At 71.1% G+C, this 15886-nt stretch carries 13 protein-coding genes; 7 read left to right on the top strand and 6 right to left on the bottom strand.

Features of this window, described 5'->3' with window-relative positions:
* Window positions 1–123: 123 nt before the first annotated feature.
* The 7 genes from ACFVX4_RS26795 (at window position 124) to ACFVX4_RS26765 (ending at window position 9555) form a co-directional block, all read left to right on the top strand.
* On the top strand, window positions 124–1506 hold the full coding sequence (locus ACFVX4_RS26795; RefSeq protein WP_389981564.1) for a serine protease: 1383 nt from the start codon (window positions 124–126) through the stop codon (window positions 1504–1506).
* Entirely contained in the window at window positions 1503–3848 is a 2346-nt protein-coding gene (locus ACFVX4_RS26790; protein WP_389981562.1) for a tetratricopeptide repeat protein, read from the top strand. The genes ACFVX4_RS26795 and ACFVX4_RS26790 overlap by 4 nt, the downstream gene beginning before the upstream one ends.
* Window positions 3849–5261 (top strand): hypothetical protein, encoded by a 1413-nt coding sequence (locus tag ACFVX4_RS26785; protein ID WP_389981560.1) that lies wholly within the window; start codon window positions 3849–3851, stop codon window positions 5259–5261. It begins immediately after the preceding gene.
* Complete coding sequence (locus tag ACFVX4_RS26780; RefSeq protein ID WP_389981558.1) at window positions 5258–6262, top strand: hypothetical protein; 1005 nt, start codon at window positions 5258–5260, stop codon at window positions 6260–6262. Before ACFVX4_RS26785 ends, ACFVX4_RS26780 begins: the two co-directional genes overlap by 4 nt.
* Window positions 6259–7545 (top strand): carbohydrate ABC transporter substrate-binding protein, encoded by a 1287-nt coding sequence (locus tag ACFVX4_RS26775; protein WP_389981556.1) that lies wholly within the window; start codon window positions 6259–6261, stop codon window positions 7543–7545. Before ACFVX4_RS26780 ends, ACFVX4_RS26775 begins: the two co-directional genes overlap by 4 nt.
* Window positions 7546–7698: 153 nt before the next feature.
* On the top strand, window positions 7699–9282 hold the full coding sequence (locus tag ACFVX4_RS26770) for an acyl-CoA carboxylase subunit beta (RefSeq protein WP_389981554.1): 1584 nt from the start codon (window positions 7699–7701) through the stop codon (window positions 9280–9282).
* 69 nt (window positions 9283–9351) lie between these two features.
* Window positions 9352–9555, top strand: coding sequence for an acyl-CoA carboxylase subunit epsilon (locus tag ACFVX4_RS26765; RefSeq protein WP_266427068.1), 204 nt, complete (start codon window positions 9352–9354; stop codon window positions 9553–9555).
* Between the two features lie 74 nt (window positions 9556–9629).
* Here ACFVX4_RS26765 and ACFVX4_RS26760 read toward each other — a convergent pair whose 3' ends face one another.
* The 6 genes from ACFVX4_RS26760 to ACFVX4_RS26735 all read right to left on the bottom strand — a co-directional run bounded on the left by ACFVX4_RS26760 (window position 9630) and on the right by ACFVX4_RS26735 (window position 15798).
* Window positions 9630–10211 (bottom strand): ATP/GTP-binding protein, encoded by a 582-nt coding sequence (locus ACFVX4_RS26760; RefSeq protein WP_014048542.1) that lies wholly within the window; start codon window positions 10209–10211, stop codon window positions 9630–9632.
* Window positions 10192–10812 carry a DUF742 domain-containing protein gene (locus tag ACFVX4_RS26755; protein ID WP_389981552.1) on the bottom strand — a complete coding sequence of 207 codons (621 nt, stop codon included), beginning with the start codon at window positions 10810–10812 and terminating at the stop codon, window positions 10192–10194. The genes ACFVX4_RS26760 and ACFVX4_RS26755 overlap by 20 nt, the downstream gene beginning before the upstream one ends.
* Before the next feature lie 89 nt (window positions 10813–10901).
* Window positions 10902–11315, bottom strand: a complete 414-nt coding sequence (locus ACFVX4_RS26750; RefSeq protein WP_006127847.1) for a roadblock/LC7 domain-containing protein — start codon at window positions 11313–11315, stop codon at window positions 10902–10904.
* A 10-nt stretch (window positions 11316–11325) separates the two neighbouring features.
* A complete protein-coding gene (locus ACFVX4_RS26745; RefSeq protein WP_389981550.1) occupies window positions 11326–14481 on the bottom strand; it encodes a nitrate- and nitrite sensing domain-containing protein in 3156 nt (1051 codons plus the stop codon).
* Between the two features lie 347 nt (window positions 14482–14828).
* Entirely contained in the window at window positions 14829–15410 is a 582-nt protein-coding gene (locus ACFVX4_RS26740) for an ATP/GTP-binding protein (protein WP_072487286.1), read from the bottom strand.
* The gene (locus ACFVX4_RS26735; protein ID WP_003966010.1) at window positions 15391–15798 is read right to left on the bottom strand and encodes a DUF742 domain-containing protein; all 408 of its coding nucleotides are present in this window, start codon (window positions 15796–15798) and stop codon (window positions 15391–15393) included. Before ACFVX4_RS26735 ends, ACFVX4_RS26740 begins: the two co-directional genes overlap by 20 nt.
* Between the last annotated feature and the right edge of the window lie 88 nt (window positions 15799–15886).

Raw genomic sequence — 15886 nt, 5'->3', positions numbered from 1 at the left:
CCGTCCCGCATCACGCATGCGGTGGCGGCCCTCCCCGTCGCGTGACATCCGGTGGACACCGGGTGACCGGAGTATGTCCAGGGGCTGGGAGCGGCGCCCGTCACGCGCGTATTCTCTTGCGGCATGGGGGAGTTGAAGGCGGACTGGCGGGTACGGCTGCGGAGGGGCGACGCGGACGGGCCCGTCTGCGGGGCCGGTGTGCTGCTCACCCAGGACCGGGTGCTCACCTGCGCGCACGTGGTGGGGGAGCCGGACGCCCGGATCCGGGTGGAATTCGCCGAGAACCCCGCCATCGCCCCGGTCGGGGCACACGTGGCCGAGGACGGCTGGCTGCCCGGTCTCGGCGCGACCCGCGAGGACATCGCCGTACTCGCCCTGGAGAGCCCACGCCCGCACGCCACCCCCGCGACACTCGAACGGAGCCTGGAGCGCGGCGACGAGGTGTGGATCGGCGGGTACGCGCGGTCCTTCGCCGACGGGATGTGGCTGACCGGGCGGATCAGCGGAGCGCACGGCGCGTGGATCCAGCTCGACGCCGTGCGCAACGAGCAGGTGGTGAAACCGGGGTTCAGCGGGGCCGCGGTCCAGGTGCGCGGCGGACCGTCCGGATCGCCCGAGCGGGTCGTCGGGATGGTCGTCAGCTGGCGCGGCGATCTCGATCTGGCGCTGCCCGCCGATAACGATCTGGCGTTCTCGTACATGATCCCGGTCGACCGCATCGCCGAACTCGTGCCGCTGGTAGCGGAGTTGAGCGGGCCGGACGGCTGGGACCGCGGGCTGGACCGGCGGCTGCGGAGGTGGTTCGCCGGGGGCGACGAGCCCGCGGTGCGCTTCAGCGTCGTACCGCACGGCGGCGGGCGCGACCGCACCCTCAGCCACCATCTGCACCGCGCCCATCTCGTCTACCGGGGCGGACGCACCACCCCCGAGCACTTCGTCGACGAGCTGGTGACCAGGCTCCGGCCGCCCCGCCACCAGGCCCAGGCATACCGCGACTGGCTGCTCACGGGCGGCACCGCACCCGGGCGGCCGGCGGACGGGGAACCCGGGAGCGCGGGGCCCGGCCTCGCCGTGATCGGACTCGACGAGGACCGGCAGCCGCTCCGCCTGGTGGCCCTGCTCGCACGGGTGCGGGAGCTCGGCTTCCGGGTGCTCGTCATCGTGCGCGACAGCGGCGGTGACGAGACGACCGAGGTGGCGCGGCACCTGCTGTTACCCGCCCTCGACGAGCGGGCCGCCGAACTGGTCAAGCGCGTCGAGGACATCGAGACGGAGTGGGCCGGACTGAACGGCCTGGTGGAGTCGGCCTCCCTGAGCCCCCTGCCGCGCACCGACGCGGCCCGCCGCCGGCAGCAGCTGGCACGACTGCGTACCGTCGGCGACCCGTACGCGCGGCTCACCGCCCTGCGCGCGCTGCTGCGCGAACTCCGGGCGGATCTGGCGAGGCGCGGCCCGGCGGGCGTACCCGGACCGCGTGGCGACCAGGGCAGGGCCGGCCGCCGATGAGGATTCCCTGCCCGCACCGCCGGTTCACCGGAGCCCCCTGCGAGGGCGCCGTGCAGCCCACCGGCCACTGCGACACCTGCGGCCGGTCCGAGGACGGCCCGGGACTCCCGCCGCTGCCCACCGCCCCCGACAAGTGCGGGCCCAGGGCGCTGCTGGAACTGCCCCGGCTCCGCCCGAGCACCCCCGCACAGCGGCTGAGCGCCGCCGTGACACAGGCGCACGTCAGGATGAGCTGCTCCGCCAAGTCCTGCGCCACGTACTTCGTCGCCCCGTACACCGCCGCCCCACCGCCCGACGAGGGCCACTGCCCCAGGTGCGGCGCCCCGTACTCCTACCGCCCCGAACTCGACCGGGACGGGCCGCTGCTCCAGGACCAGTACCAGATCCTCGGCCCCATCGCCCACGGCGGCCAGGGCTGGGTCTACCTCGCCCGCGACACCCACCTGGAAGACCTCGTCGCCGTGAAGGGGATGCTGAACCGGTACGCGGAACGGGGCGCCGCCCAAGCCGCCGAGGAACGCCGCAGCCTCGTCGCCATCCGGCACGAACGCATCGTCCAGATTCGGGACTTCGTCAGCACCAGCAGCGCGGACGGCACGGTCTCCGGCGGCTACATCGTGATGCAGGACGTCGGCGACCGCACGCTCTCCGCCGTCGTCGAATCGACCCGGCAGGGCAATTTCGTCCTCGACATCGAACACGTCATCACCTACGGCTGCCAGATCCTCGAAGCCCTCGCCCATCTGCACGGCATGGGATTCCTGTACGGGGACATGAAGCCGTCCAACGTCGTCCACCAGCACGACGGCATCAAGGTCATCGACCTCGGCGGGGTGCGGGGCAGCCGGTCCGCCGGGCCGCCGCCCGTCATCACCCCCAAGTACGCCGCGCCCGAGACGGTCAGGGGCAGTCCGCTGACCATCGCCCACGACATCCACACGGTCGGGGTGACACTGGCCGAACTGGCGGGCTGGGCGGTCGGCGACGATGTACCCGGCCTCGGCATCAGCTCGTTCCGCCTGGTGGTGGAGCGGGCGACCGACCGGGACCCGGAACGCCGGTTCGCCGACGCCGAGGAGATGGCCGGCCAGTTGCGCGGAGTGCTGCGCGAGATCCGGGCGCTGCGCGGAAAAGGGGACCGGACCGAACCGTCCGCCTACTTCACCCCGTCCACCGAACTGCTCGGCGCCGGACTGGGCTCCGTACCCGACTACGCGCACTGGCTGGGCCGTACCCCGCACCGCCGCGACGAGACGCGCGAGGCACCCGCCCTGGACTCCGGGCTCCCCACCCCCACCGAGATCGCCCGGCGGCTGCCGGTGCCCAGGCCCTACCCGGGGGACCCGGAGGCCGCCCGGTTCCTGGTGAGCAGCTACGACCCCGGCCGGCTGCTGGCCCAGCCCGCCGAGGGGGAGCGGTCGGTGGAGATCTGCCTGCACAACGCCCGGCTGCTGCTCGGCCAGGAGGGCGGCGACGCGCTGACCCGGGCACGCGAACAGGTGGAGGCGGCGAACGCCATCCCCGGCCCCGGACCGGTGCGCCAGTGGCGGCTGAGCTGGCACTGGGGACTCGTCGCGCTGCGCAGCGCGGAGGTCCTGGACGACCGGCGGCAGCTGCTGGAGGCCGCCCTGGAGCACTTCGCCGCCGTCCACCGGGCGCTGCCCGGCGAGTACGCCGCGAAGCTGGCCCTGGCCTACGTCACGGAACAGCTCGGCCCGGACCGCCCGGCCGGTGCGATCCCGTCGGCGTACGAACTCTTCCGGGCCGTGCACGCCCGCAACCCCTCCCACGTCGGTGCCGCGCTGGGTCTGGCCAGGCTGGCCCTGGCGCGCGGCGACCGGGACGCGGCGGTCGAGGTCCTGGACCTGGTGCCGGACGAGTCGCGGGACCACACCGTCGCCCGGATCGCCGCGCTGCGCATCCGGGCGGCCCGGCTCGCGGCGGGCGACCGGCCGCTGCCCGGGAAGCGGCGGATCGACGCCGTGCTCGCCGCGGTCCCGCTGCGCGAGGGCGGCCCGGGACCGCATCCGGCGTCCGTGGTGACGGGCGACGAAGCGGCCCGGCTGCTGCGCACCGAACTGTACGAGTGGAAGCTCGACGCCGTCCGGGCCGAGGCCCGCGGCCCGCGGTACGACGGCAGCTGGTGGCGGCGCGGACTGCCACCGGCACCGGTGCCCGGGGAACCGGCCGTACGGGAGGAACTGGCGCGGTGCTACCGCTGGATGGCCCGCCAGTGCAAGGACACCGCCGACCACGAGAAGCTCATCGACCTCTCGCACGCCGTCCGCCCGCAGACCCGTTTCTGGTTCCCACCCCGACGCCGTACCCCCGGAGGCAGCTGAATGGGCCGCACCGCCGCGTTGTCCGGCCTCGGAATCGGCCTGTCCGTCCAGGTCGCGAAGAAGCACCGGCCGGACCAGGACGCCCGGATCGACGCCCATGTGAGGGTCCGGGCAGTCGCCGTCGGGCCGCGCGACCGGATTCCCGCCGTCGACATCGCCCTGGTCATCGCGGTGGACGTGGCCGCCGGGCGGCGTGACGCGGCCGTCGCGGCGCTGACCGAGGCGGTGGGCGCCCTGCCCGACGGAATCTCCTACACCGTGCTGGGCGGCGGGGCCTCGCAGTGCTACCCGCTGAGCGGCCGGTGGGCGCTCGCCGATCCCGACGACCGGCGCCACGCCGCCTTCAGCGTCGGACGGATCGCCGCCGCCGACGAGGGGCAGCAGCCGGCCGGATATACCGGCTGGCTGGCCAGGGCCCGTGAACTCTTCGCCGAACGCGCCCTTCCCGTACGGCACCTGCTGCTCGTCACCGACGGCGGCAGCCGGGCCGAGGAGGAGGGCGACGCCGCACGCCCGGACAGTGCGCTGAGCATCGAACTCGCCTGTTGCGAGGGAGAGTTCACCGCCGATGTCATCGCTCCGGGAGCGGGCTGGGACCCGGCTCCGCTGATCGCCGTCGCGGAACGGCTGCACGGCGCCGCGGTCTCCTCGCCCGACGCCTTCGCCCCCGCCGTCGCCACGGCCCTGGGCAGGCTGCGCCGGGTCCGCAGCCCCGAGCTCCCCATCGAGGTGTCCGTGCGCCCGGCGGTGCGGGAAGTGACGCTCACCGAGACCGCCCCGCACCAGCAGCGGCTGGAGCCGGACCCGGTCCGGGACGATCCGCGTCGGCTGGAGTTCCGCACCCACCAGTGGGAACCGGAGTCCCGCGACTACCTCCTCACCCTCCGGGTCGACGCGAGCAACGACCCGCTGGGAGTGCCCCTCCAGCTCGCCGCGGTCACCGTCGGCGGCGCCACCGAAGCGGTGGTGGTCCGCTGGCTGCCGTCGGGAACGGCCGCGGCCACCGCGCGCATCTCCGGCGCCGCCGACCGCAACATCCACACCATGAACGTCTCCACGCAGATGCGGACCGCCCTCAACCACGGGTACGCCGCCCTCGACCTGGAGAGCCGCGAGCGGGCCGAGGCGCAGCTCGGACTCGCCGTCCGGCTCGCCACCGAGATCGCCGCCGACTGGGCCCTGGCCGAGGTCCGCAAGGTCGCCCGCATCGTGGACGGCCCCCGGGGGGTCGTCCGGGTCGGGCCGACCGTCGACCCGGGCGCCGTCCGCCAGGGGATGCTGAGCATCACCTCCGGACACCCCGTGGAGCTGCCCGCGACGACCCGGGACGGACCGGCGGTCCCCTGCCCGCACTGCGACCATCCGGCCGGACCCGCGGCCGTGTTCTGCATCGACTGCGGGAGGCCGCTGTGAGGATCCGACCCGGATCGGGCAGGAACGTCTACCGGTCCAGGACCCGGCGGCTGCTGGAGCGACACCTGGCCGCGATGCTGGTGGCCGCCCTGGTCTCGATGAGCGCCCTGCTCGTCTCGTACCGCGAGGTCCAGATCTCGGCGGGCGAGATGCGCACCCATGGCGCCCCCGCCGTGCAGGGCGTGGCCGCCACCCAGCTCGCCCTGCTGCGCGCCCACAAGGAGGCCGAGGGCTCCGTGAAGTACGGCATCGCCGATGTGGTCGGTGCCGGTGCCCGCTACGAGAACCAGCTCGCCGCCGCCGACCAGGGCCTGTCCCGGCTCTCCGACGTACAGATCGACGGGGACCGCGGCCGGGGCGTGCTCGAAACCGTGAACGGGGTGCTCACCTCGTACAGCAGTTCCATCACCCCCGGCGCGGTGAAGTACGTGTCGGACGACCTGATGCAGAAGGAGAAGTTCGCCGAGGCCGAGATGCTCCTCACCCGCGAGGGCACCGGTGTGGTGCCGCGCCTGGACATCCTCCAGGGGCACCAGATGGCCCGGATCGACGCGTTCAGCTCGATGAGTCCCTCGCAGTGGTCCGGCTGGGCGGTCGCCGAACTCGGCCTGCTGGCCATGGTCGTGATCACCCTCTCCGCACTGTGGGTGCTGCGCACCCGCTGCGGCCACAGCCTCGATCTCTGCCTGCTGGTCTCGCTGCTGGCCGTCGTCTTCCTGGCGACGGGCCCGCTGATCGCGACGAGCAACACCCAGGACCGGCTGGGCGCCGCCCGCGACGGGCTGATCCGGATCGAGCAACAGGCCCACGACCACAGCGACCTGGCCGGATCCCAGCAGGCCGTCACCGACACATCGACCCGGGTCCGCGCCGGACTGGCGGCCCAGGGCTGGCAGAGCGGCATCTACTACGGGGCGCTCGCGGCCGGTGCCCTGATCGTGCTGCTGCCCGCCATCGGCATCGGCCGGCACCTGAACGCCGACTACTGGAGGACCGGATGATGCTGCGCGCCCGCGCCCTTCTGCTCGTCCTGTGTCTGGCGCTGACCGCGGCGGGCTGCGGACTCGCCGCGCCCGGCGGCGGCGACGACCAGCCGAAGGTGACGATCCTCGGGCCGTGGACCGACAACCAGGAGACCCACTTCAAGGCCGTCCTGGACACCTTGGGCACCCCGTACACCTACCAGGGCACCGCCGCCACCCGGGAGGTCCTGCTCGCCGCGGTGCAGGCGGGCAACCCGCCCGACATCGCGATCCTGCCGGGCGTCGGGGACCTCGTCGAGTACGCCGCGGAGCGGCGGCTGCACCCGCTGGGCAAGGGCGCGGGCGCGAAGTACGGCAGGCCCTGGCAGCCGGAGGCGGAGGGCATAGAGGCCGGTCTCTGGGTACCGCTCAAGGCGGACCTCAAGAGCATCGTCTGGTACCGCAAGGACCGGCCGCCGCCCTCCTACCCCGCGCCGCTGACCTCCTGGTGCATCGGCATGGGCGACGACGGGGCGTCCGGCTGGCCGGGCAGCGACTGGATCGAGGACCTGATCCTGCAGACGGCGGGCCCGGTGCTGTACGAGCGATGGGCGACCGGGGACCTGAATTGGACGGACGCTCCGGTGATCAACGCCTGGAGCCTGTGGGCCGGCCTGCTGGCCCAGGACCCGGACGCCGCACGCCGGGCCCTGCTCAGCGACCACCGGGGCGTGCCCGGCGGGCGCGGACTGCTCTTCGACGGCGGCTGCGACCTGGAGCACCAGGGCTCCTTCGCCCGGTCCTTCTACGGGGACCACAGCGGGCGGGCCGCCTTCACCGACTCCGCGCCGCTGCTGCCCTCGGGCCCGAGGATCAAGGGCCGCGAGGTGTCCGCCGACTTCGCCGCGCTCTTCGGCAACTCCGCACAGGCCCGCGATCTGCTCACCCGGCTCACCTCGCGCCCGGCCCAGGAGGAGTGGGGCCGCAGGGCCGGGGTATTCTCACCGAGCTCCGACGTGCCCGCCAGGAGCGGTACGGTCGAGAAGCAGATCAGCAACCGTCTCACCGACCAGCGGGTGCCGCTCTGTCTGGACGCGTCCGACGTGATGCCCGCCGCCGTACGGGACGCCTTCTACGAGGCGGTGCTGCTGACCATCGCCCACCCCGATGCCCCGGTGCGCGACCGGCTGGACGACGTCCAACGCGTCCAGAACGCTGAACGCGCCCAGGACACTGAACGCGCCCAGGACGCCAAACGCGTCCGGAACGCCCGACCGGACCACACCCGGAGGCTGACAGGGGTGTGCAGCAGACCACAGTGAGCCTTTGTCGAACTCGCACAAAGAGTGACCCGTACTGGCTGGTACTTCGCCTGCACGCCGCCCGGATTCTGTCGGGCTTCACCAGGAAACGGGTCAGGAGACTGTACGGAGTCGACGGCAGGGTTTGGTTGCTCGGCTTCGTAGGGTCGGTACATGACCGTTGTGGACGAAACCCCGGGCGAGCCGAGTGACACCCGTGGCCGTGTGGCCGAACTGCTGGCGCTGCGTGAGCAGGCCCGTCGCGGACCGAGTGACCGGGCGACCGAGGCGCAGCACGCCAAGGGCAAGCTGACGGCGCGTGAGCGCATCGCGCTGCTCCTCGACGAGGGTTCGTTCCATGAGGTCGAGCAGCTGCGCCGGCACCGGGCGACCGGCTTCGGCCTGGAGGAGAAGAAGCCGTACACCGACGGTGTCATCACCGGCTGGGGCACGGTCGACGGCCGTACGGTCTTCGTCTACGCGCACGACTTCCGGATCTTCGGCGGTGCGCTGGGCGAGGCCCATGCCACGAAGATCCACAAGATCATGGACATGGCCATCTCGGCCGGTGCTCCGCTGGTGTCGCTGAACGACGGCGCGGGCGCCCGTATCCAGGAGGGCGTCTCCGCGCTCGCCGGGTACGGCGGGATCTTCCAGCGCAACACCCGGGCCTCCGGTGTCATCCCGCAGATCAGCGTGATGCTCGGCCCGTGCGCGGGCGGCGCGGCCTACTCCCCGGCGCTGACCGACTTCGTGTTCATGGTCCGCGAGACCTCGCAGATGTTCATCACCGGACCGGACGTCGTCAAGGCGGTCACCGGCGAGGAGATCACCCAGAACGGGCTCGGCGGCGCCGATGTGCACGCCGAGACCTCGGGCGTCGCGCACTTCGCGTACGACGACGAGGAGACCTGCATCGCCGAGGTCCGCTACCTGATCGGGATGCTGCCCTCCAACAACCGCGAGAACCCGCCCGCCGCCGCGAGCGACGACCCCGCCGACCGGCGCGGCGACGTCCTGCTGGACCTGGTCCCGGCCGACGGCAACCGCCCGTACGACATGCACAAGGTCATCGAGGAGCTCGTCGACGACGGCGACTACCTGGAGATCCACGAACGCTGGGCCCGCAACATCGTCTGCGCCCTGGCCCGCATGGACGGCCAGGTCGTCGGCATCGTCGCCAACCAGCCGCAGTCCCTCGCCGGTGTCCTGGACATCGAGGCCTCCGAGAAGGCGGCCCGCTTCGTCCAGATGTGTGATGCATTCAACATTCCCATCATCACTCTTTTGGACGTACCCGGCTTTCTGCCCGGGGTCGATCAGGAGCACGGTGGAATCATTCGGCACGGTGCGAAGCTGCTCTACGCGTACTGCAACGCCACGGTGCCGAGGATCTCGCTGATCCTGCGCAAGGCCTACGGCGGTGCGTACATCGTGATGGACAGCCAGTCCATCGGTGCGGATCTGACGTACGCCTGGCCGACCAACGAGATCGCGGTGATGGGCGCCGAGGGCGCCGCCAACGTCATCTTCCGTCGGCAGATCGCCGACGCCGAGGACCCGGAAGCCATGCGGAAGCGCATGGTCAAGGAGTACAAGGCGGAACTGATGCATCCGTACTACGCAGCCGAGCGCGGCCTGGTCGACGACGTCATCGATCCCGCCGAGACCCGCGAGGTGCTGATCGCCTCGCTCGCCATGCTCCGTTCCAAGCACGCCGACCTGCCGTCCCGCAAGCACGGCAACCCCCCGCAGTAGTCCGCACTCCGCGCAGTCCCCTGCCGAGCCCGCGAAGACCTGCCTGCCGAGAAGACGGAGAAACCACCCATGACCACTGCTGCCGAGTCCGTCCTGCGCGTCGAGAAGGGCCTCGCCGACCCCGAGGAGCTGGCCGCGATAACCGCGGTCCTGCTCGCCCGCGCCGCAGCCCAGCCCGCCGCTCCCGCCGCCCACCGCGGCCGCAACACCGCCGGGTGGCGCCGCCTGGAGCGCACGCCGGGCTTCCGCGCCCCACACTCCTGGCAGGGCTGACCCGCAACGCGTGAAAGGGCCCCGCACTCCCTCGGGAGTGCGGGGCCCTTTCGTACGTCCGGACCGTGGGGGCCCTACCGCAGCCGCGCCATGAGCGCGTGCTCGACGAGCGTGATCAGCGCACTCTTCGCGTCGGCGCGGTGTCGCGCGTCCGTGGTCAGGATCGGGGTGTCGGGGCCGATCTGGAGGGCTTCGCGTACTTCGTCGGGGGTGTAGGGCTGGTGTCCGTCGAAGCCGTTGAGGGCGATGACGAAGGGGAGCCCGCTGTTCTCGAAGTAGTCGACGGCGGGGAAGCAGTCGGCGAGGCGGCGGGTGTCGACGAGGACGACGGCGCCGATGGCGCCGCGGACCAGGTCGTCCCACATGAACCAGAAACGGTCCTGACCGGGCGTACCGAAGAGGTACAGGATCAGGTCCTGGTCCAGGGTGATGCGACCGAAGTCCATCGCCACCGTCGTGGTGGTCTTGTCCCCGGTGTGCGTCAGGTCGTCGATGCCCGCGGACGCGGACGTCATCACGGCTTCGGTGCGCAGCGGATTGATCTCCGAGACGGCACCGACGAACGTGGTCTTACCCACGCCGAAGCCCCCTGCCACCACGATCTTCGCCGAGGTAGTGGAGCGGGCTGCTCCGCCGCTAGAGCTTGCGAAGTCCACTGAGCACCCTTTCGAGCAGTGTCACATCTGGCTGGCCGCCGGCGGACTCGTCGCCGCCGGGCTGATGGATAGCGACGAGTCCGGCCTCTGCCAGGTCGGCTACGAGGATCCGGGCAACGCCGAGCGGGATCGAGAGCAGTGCCGAAATCTCGGCGACCGACTTGATCTCGAAGCACAGTCGGCAGATCCGCTGGTGCTCGGGCAACTGCCCTTGCAGCCGGGACGGATCGGCCGTGGTACTGACCAACGCCTCAATGGCGAGTTGGTAGCGCGGTCGGGTCCGGCCGCCGGTCATGGCGTACGGACGAACCAGCGGATTGTGCGCGGAGGGCGCGGCAGGCTCGGGGGTCTGCCGCGGCTGTACCGGCTGAATACGGGGCGTCCGGGGCGGGTCGTAACGGTGCGGACGCTGCGGGGGCCACCCGGAACCCTGCTGGCTGCCCTGCGGCTGTTGTTGCTGCTGCGGCTGCTGGTAGGGCCGGTAAGGCTGCTGGGCGCCCTGTCCGCTGGGTGTGGAGGGGAAGTTGAACCGGTTGTCCCCGTGCTCACCCGGTACCTGTCGGCCACCGTTGTACGGGTGTCCGTCCTGGGGTGTGTCCACGATTCCTCCTCCGACTGCCGGTCCCGATCCCAGTGGGTCCGCGCCACCGCACCTTATGGCCCGGTGGCGTGAAACGCACTGTCTGTCTACTAGTTAAGAAGACTTCCCTGCAGTTCAGCACGGAGGTCCGGGGTGAGGACACTGCCCGCACGGTCGACGAGAAGGGCCATTTCGTAACCAACCAGACCGATATCGGCGTCCGGATGTGCGAGAACGGCAAGGGACGATCCGTCGGAAATGGACATGATGAAGAGGAATCCGCGCTCCATCTCCACAACTGTCTGATTCACCGCGCCGCCCTCGAAGATCCGCGAGGCGCCCGCGGTCAGCGAGGTCAGCCCGGAGGCGACGGCCGCCAGCTGGTCGGCACGGTCACGGGGGAATCCCTCGGACATGGCCAGCAGGAGTCCGTCGGCGGAGACCACCACCGTGTGCGACACCCCGGGGGTGTTGTCCACGAAGTTGGTGATCAACCAGTTCAGATTCTGCGCCGCCTGGCTCATCGGGCTCACACTAACGCTCCTGGTTGTAGGTATTACTGTCGTCCGAACCCGCGCTGCGTCCCCGCAGTACGCCCCGCCGCAGGTTGCTCAACCTGCCGCGGATGTCCTCGGGGGCACGGGAAACCTGAGGGCCGCCCTGCAGAGTCTGCTCCGCCGTGCCCTCGACCAGATTGGCCTTGGGCACCCGTCGGGGGAGTCCGGACGGGGTGATCCCGCCCGCCTTCGGCTCCCGGAGCTTCTCGGCCCGCTCCCAGCGCTCGTCGTTGGCCGAGCGCCAGTCGTCGGAGCCGTTCCCGTCCTGCTGCGCGGGCGACGGCTGCTGCGGCAGTTCCTCCTGCTGCTGCTGCGGCTGCGGCTGCTGCGCGGCGACGGGCCGGTTGTTCCCACGACCGGTGGGCTGCCAGTGCTGCTGACCGCCCCGGCGCGGCAGACCGGCTTCGGTCAGCTCGTGGCCGGAGTTGGGCGTGGGCCCCGGATGATCGAAGCCTACGCGCTCCTGCGGCTCGGCGGGGGCGCTCGGGACGGATTCCGCTTCCGCCGGTGCCGACGGCTCGTACGCACCCTGGTAGGCGCCCTGATCCGGCCAGTCGTCCTGATGGGGCTGGGGAGCGAACTGCTCCTCGTACGACGGCTGCAGGGTCTCACCGGTCGCGTACGTGGCTTCCGCATAGCCACCGGGCAGACCCTGCTCGGGCTGCTGGGCAAAGCCCGGGTCGGCGCGGTAGGGGTCGTACCCGCCCTCGTACGGCGCCTGCTGCGGCTCCTGGGCGTATCCGTTCCCGGCGTACCGGCCGTCGGCGTACGGATCCTGCGGGAACTGCGGGTGCTCGCCCGCCGTCTGCGCACCCAGCGCCGCCCGGCGCTCCTCGCGCATCAGCGAACGGCCCACCGGGTCCAGCTGCGCCGTTTCCGCCGAGGGCTGCTCGTAGCGGGAGTCGTCGAAGCCGAGCTCCGCCGCCGTGCGCATGTGCGGCTGGGGCGGCTGCTGTTCGAAGCTCTGCTGCTCCGGAATGATCGAGGAGACGGTGAAGTCGTCCGCCGCGGCGGCCGGTTCGCCGCCGCCGCCGTGGGTGATCGCGTCCGGCAGCATGACCAGCGACGTGGTTCCGGCCTGCTCGCCCGAGGGGCGCAGCTGGACCCGGATGCCGTGCCGGTCGGAGAGCCGGCCGACCACGAACAGACCCATCCGCTGCGACACCGCGGCGTCCACGGTCGGCGGGTTGGCCAGCTTGTGGTTGATGTCGGCGAAGTCCTCGGCGGTGAGGCCGATGCCCTTGTCGTGGATCTCGATCACCACGCGGCTGTCGGGCAGCCGGGTCGCGGTGACCCGCACCTTGGTCTGCGGCGAGGAGAACGTGGTGGCGTTCTCCAGCAGTTCGGCCAGTAGATGCACGAGGTCGGTGACCGACTGGCCGTGGATCTCGGTCTCGGGCACCCCGGAGAGCTCGATGCGCTCGTACGACTCCACCTCGGAGGAGGCGGCGCGGAGCACGTCGACCAGCGGGACCGGCTGGTTCCAGCGGCGGCCGGGTTCCTCGCCGGCGAGGACCAGGAGGTTCTCGCCGTTGCGGCGCATACGGGTGGCCAGGTGGTCGAGCCGGAAGAGGTTCTCCAACTGGTCCGGGTCGGCCTCGTTGTTCTCCAGGTCGGTGATGAGGGTCAGCTGGCCCTCGATCAGCGACTGGTTGCGGCGCGAGAGATTGGTGAAGATCGCGTTGACGTTGCCCCGCAGCATGGCCTGCTCGGCCGCCAGCCGGACCGCCTCGCGGTGCACCTGGTCGAAGGCGCGGGCGACCTCGCCGATCTCGTCGCGGCTGTGGATCGGGATCGGCTGGACGCGGGTGTCGACCCGGCCCGGTTCGGCCCGGGAGAGCTGGTCGACCAGCATCGGCAGCCGCTGCTCGGCGATCCCGAAGGCGGCCGTACGCAGCCGGCGCATCGAGCGGCTCATCTGCCGGGCCATGAGGCCGGCCAGGACGAAGGCGGCCAGCAGGGCGACGATCACGACGGCGGCGTTGACGACGGCGTCGTTCCGGGCGCTGGACGAGATGTCCGCGGCCTCGGTCACCGCCTTGTCGACGAGCTCGTCCTCGACCGTGGTGTAGCCGTCGAACTTGGCGGTGGCGGCGGCCATCCAGGTCTCGGGCGTGATGCCCTTCGCGGCCAGCTTCTCGGGCGACTTGCCCTGACCGATCTGCTGGGCCATGCCGTCGAACACCGAGCCGTCGATGCTGGGCGGGGCGACGAACGGGGTCCCCGCCGCGTCGGCCTTCTCCTTGGCCTTCTTCAGCTGCTCGGCACCCTCGTCCGCCTTGGCGGCCAAGACCTGCTTCAGCCGGGCCGCGTCGGCCTCCGTACCACCGGAGGTGAACTCGCCGAGCGCGATCTGCTCCAGGTAGTTGTACGAGCCGAAGGCCTTGACCTGGGCGTCGAACTTGGCCCTCTCCTGGCTCGGACGCACCAGCAGATGCATACCGATGGAGCGCTGAAGCGATTCTGCAGCCTTGGCGAGCTCGATCGCGTAGACCGTACGGCCGTAGCTGGTGATGTTGCCGGTGCCCAGACCCAGCTCGTTGCTGAACTCCATCAGGGAGTGCTGGACCTTGACGTAGCCCTCCTCCGTCTTCACCGGGTCCAGGGCCTCGGCGAAGGCCGCCTTGCGCAGCTCGGGAAGGGTGGGCTCCTCCAGTCGGAAGAGCTGGAGGCGCCGCTCCAGGCCCTGCTTCCGGGGCATGCCCTTCACAGCCTCGTTGAACTTGCCCGCGGCGTTGTCGGTGGCGGCCTGGACCTGGCCGATGACGGCGGCGTCACGCTTGTTCGAGAGGAGGGGCTGGGCGGAGAGGTCACGCTCGTTGAGGAGCGCCTGGCCGTACTCGGCGGCCGCGCGCACGATCAGCGCGGTCTTCTCGGCGTCCTGTGCCTCGCGCCAGGTGTCGATCGACCCCTTCACCTGGAATCCGCCCATGACCAGGCCGACCAGGACGGGGATCAGGAGAATCGCGTTCAGCCGGGTGGGCACCCGCCAGTTGCGCGGGGACAACCGGCCGCTGCCGCCGGCGGACACCGCCGCGTCGGACGCATCGGCGGACGACGCCGCGGCGCGCGGCGGCGGGGTGAAGTTGCCCCGCTCCTGCTGCGCCGTGGAGCCCGCGTTGTTTCGCCTCACTCGACCAACAACCTCTCGGCGTCGGCACCTACGCTGTGCCGTGTTTTGTTCAGGGCCGTACTACTCGGGAGTTCGTCGAATTCCAGCACGGGGACCGGCCGCGTTCCAAACAGTCGGAACCTGTCATTCCGAGTGGCCCAGGCCTCAGATAAAACGGGCATAAAGAACGAGCCCCGTCAAAAGGCGGGGCTCAGGTGAGCGCAGTGGCACCAATCGGATGCGTCGGGTGTCGAACGCTGGGCAATTCTCTGTCGAAACGTTATGAATACGGGGGTGGATCGTGTCAAAGGACACAGTCCACCCCCGTCCGACTACGGTAACTACCGTATGGCAATACCGACTTGTGCTTACTTGAGCCGTGCCATGAGCGCGTGCTCCACGAGCGTGATCAGACCGCTCTTGGCGTCGGCGCGGTGTCGCGCGTCCGTCGTGATGATCGGGGTGTCGGGGCCGATCTGGAGGGCTTCGCGTACTTCGTCGGGGGTGTAGGGCTGGTGTCCGTCGAAGCCGTTGAGGGCGATGACGAAGGGGAGCCCGCTGTTCTCGAAGTAGTCGACGGCGGGGAAGCAGTCGGCGAGGCGGCGGGTGTCGACGAGGACGACGGCGCCGATGGCGCCGCGGACCAGGTCGTCCCACATGAACCAGAAACGGTCCTGACCGGGCGTACCGAAGAGGTACAGGATCAGGTCCTGGTCCAGGGTGATGCGACCGAAGTCCATGGCGACGGTCGTCGTCGTCTTGCCCCCGGTGTGCGTCAGGTCGTCGATGCCCGCGGACGCGGACGTCATCACGGCTTCCGTACGCAACGGGTTGATCTCCGAGACGGCACCGACGAACGTGGTCTTGCCCACGCCGAAGCCCCCTGCCACCACGATCTTCGCCGAGGTGGTGGCGCGGGCAGCACCGCCACTAGAGCTTGCGAAGTCCACTGAGCACCCTTTCGAGCAGTGTCACATCCGGCGCGCCGCCGGCCTCTCCATTGCCCGGCTGGTGGATGGCCACCATGCCGGCTTCCGCCAGGTCCGCGACGAGAATCCGGGCCACACCGAGCGGCATCGACAGCAGCGCCGAGACCTCGGCCACCGACTTGACCTCACGGCAGAGGTGGCAGATCCGCTGGTGCTCGGGCAGCAGCGTCCCCAGATGCGCGGGGTCGGCCGTGGTGGAGACCAGTGCCTCTATGGCGAGTTGGTAGCGCGGCCGGGTCCGGCCACCGGTCATGGCGTACGGGCGGACCAGTGGCTGGTCGCCTTCACCGTCGTACGACGCGTGGTGCAGTGCGCCGTACGGATCGGGTGAGGCGGGTGGCGGGGTCATGAATCCTCCGGGCGTGACAGCAGTGCGTCGGCTTGCCGTCTGAAGGGGCCGGTGGGGGGCTCTAAGCGGCCGGACGGGCGAGGGTTGA

Source organism: Streptomyces sp. NPDC058240 (assembly GCF_042882135.1).
Lineage (GTDB): Bacteria > Actinomycetota > Actinomycetes > Streptomycetales > Streptomycetaceae > Streptomyces.
Note: the sequence above shows the minus strand (reverse complement) of the source record. Positions and strands in the feature narration are given on the sequence as shown.

What these genes read in the sequence shown, in the direction of transcription:
- ACFVX4_RS26770 (WP_389981554.1), top strand. Translation starts at nt 7,699, where the DNA reads ATGACCGTTGTGGACGAAACCCCGGGCGAGCCGAGTGACACCCGTGGC.
- ACFVX4_RS26765 (WP_266427068.1), top strand. Translation starts at nt 9,352, where the DNA reads ATGACCACTGCTGCCGAGTCCGTCCTGCGCGTCGAGAAGGGCCTCGCC.
- ACFVX4_RS26775 (WP_389981556.1), top strand. Translation starts at nt 6,259, where the DNA reads ATGATGCTGCGCGCCCGCGCCCTTCTGCTCGTCCTGTGTCTGGCGCTG.
- ACFVX4_RS26735 (WP_003966010.1), bottom strand. Translation starts at nt 15,798, where the DNA reads ATGACCCCGCCACCCGCCTCACCCGATCCGTACGGCGCACTGCACCAC.
- ACFVX4_RS26785 (WP_389981560.1), top strand. Translation starts at nt 3,849, where the DNA reads ATGGGCCGCACCGCCGCGTTGTCCGGCCTCGGAATCGGCCTGTCCGTC.
- ACFVX4_RS26750 (WP_006127847.1), bottom strand. Translation starts at nt 11,315, where the DNA reads ATGAGCCAGGCGGCGCAGAATCTGAACTGGTTGATCACCAACTTCGTG.
- ACFVX4_RS26795 (WP_389981564.1), top strand. Translation starts at nt 124, where the DNA reads ATGGGGGAGTTGAAGGCGGACTGGCGGGTACGGCTGCGGAGGGGCGAC.
- ACFVX4_RS26790 (WP_389981562.1), top strand. Translation starts at nt 1,503, where the DNA reads ATGAGGATTCCCTGCCCGCACCGCCGGTTCACCGGAGCCCCCTGCGAG.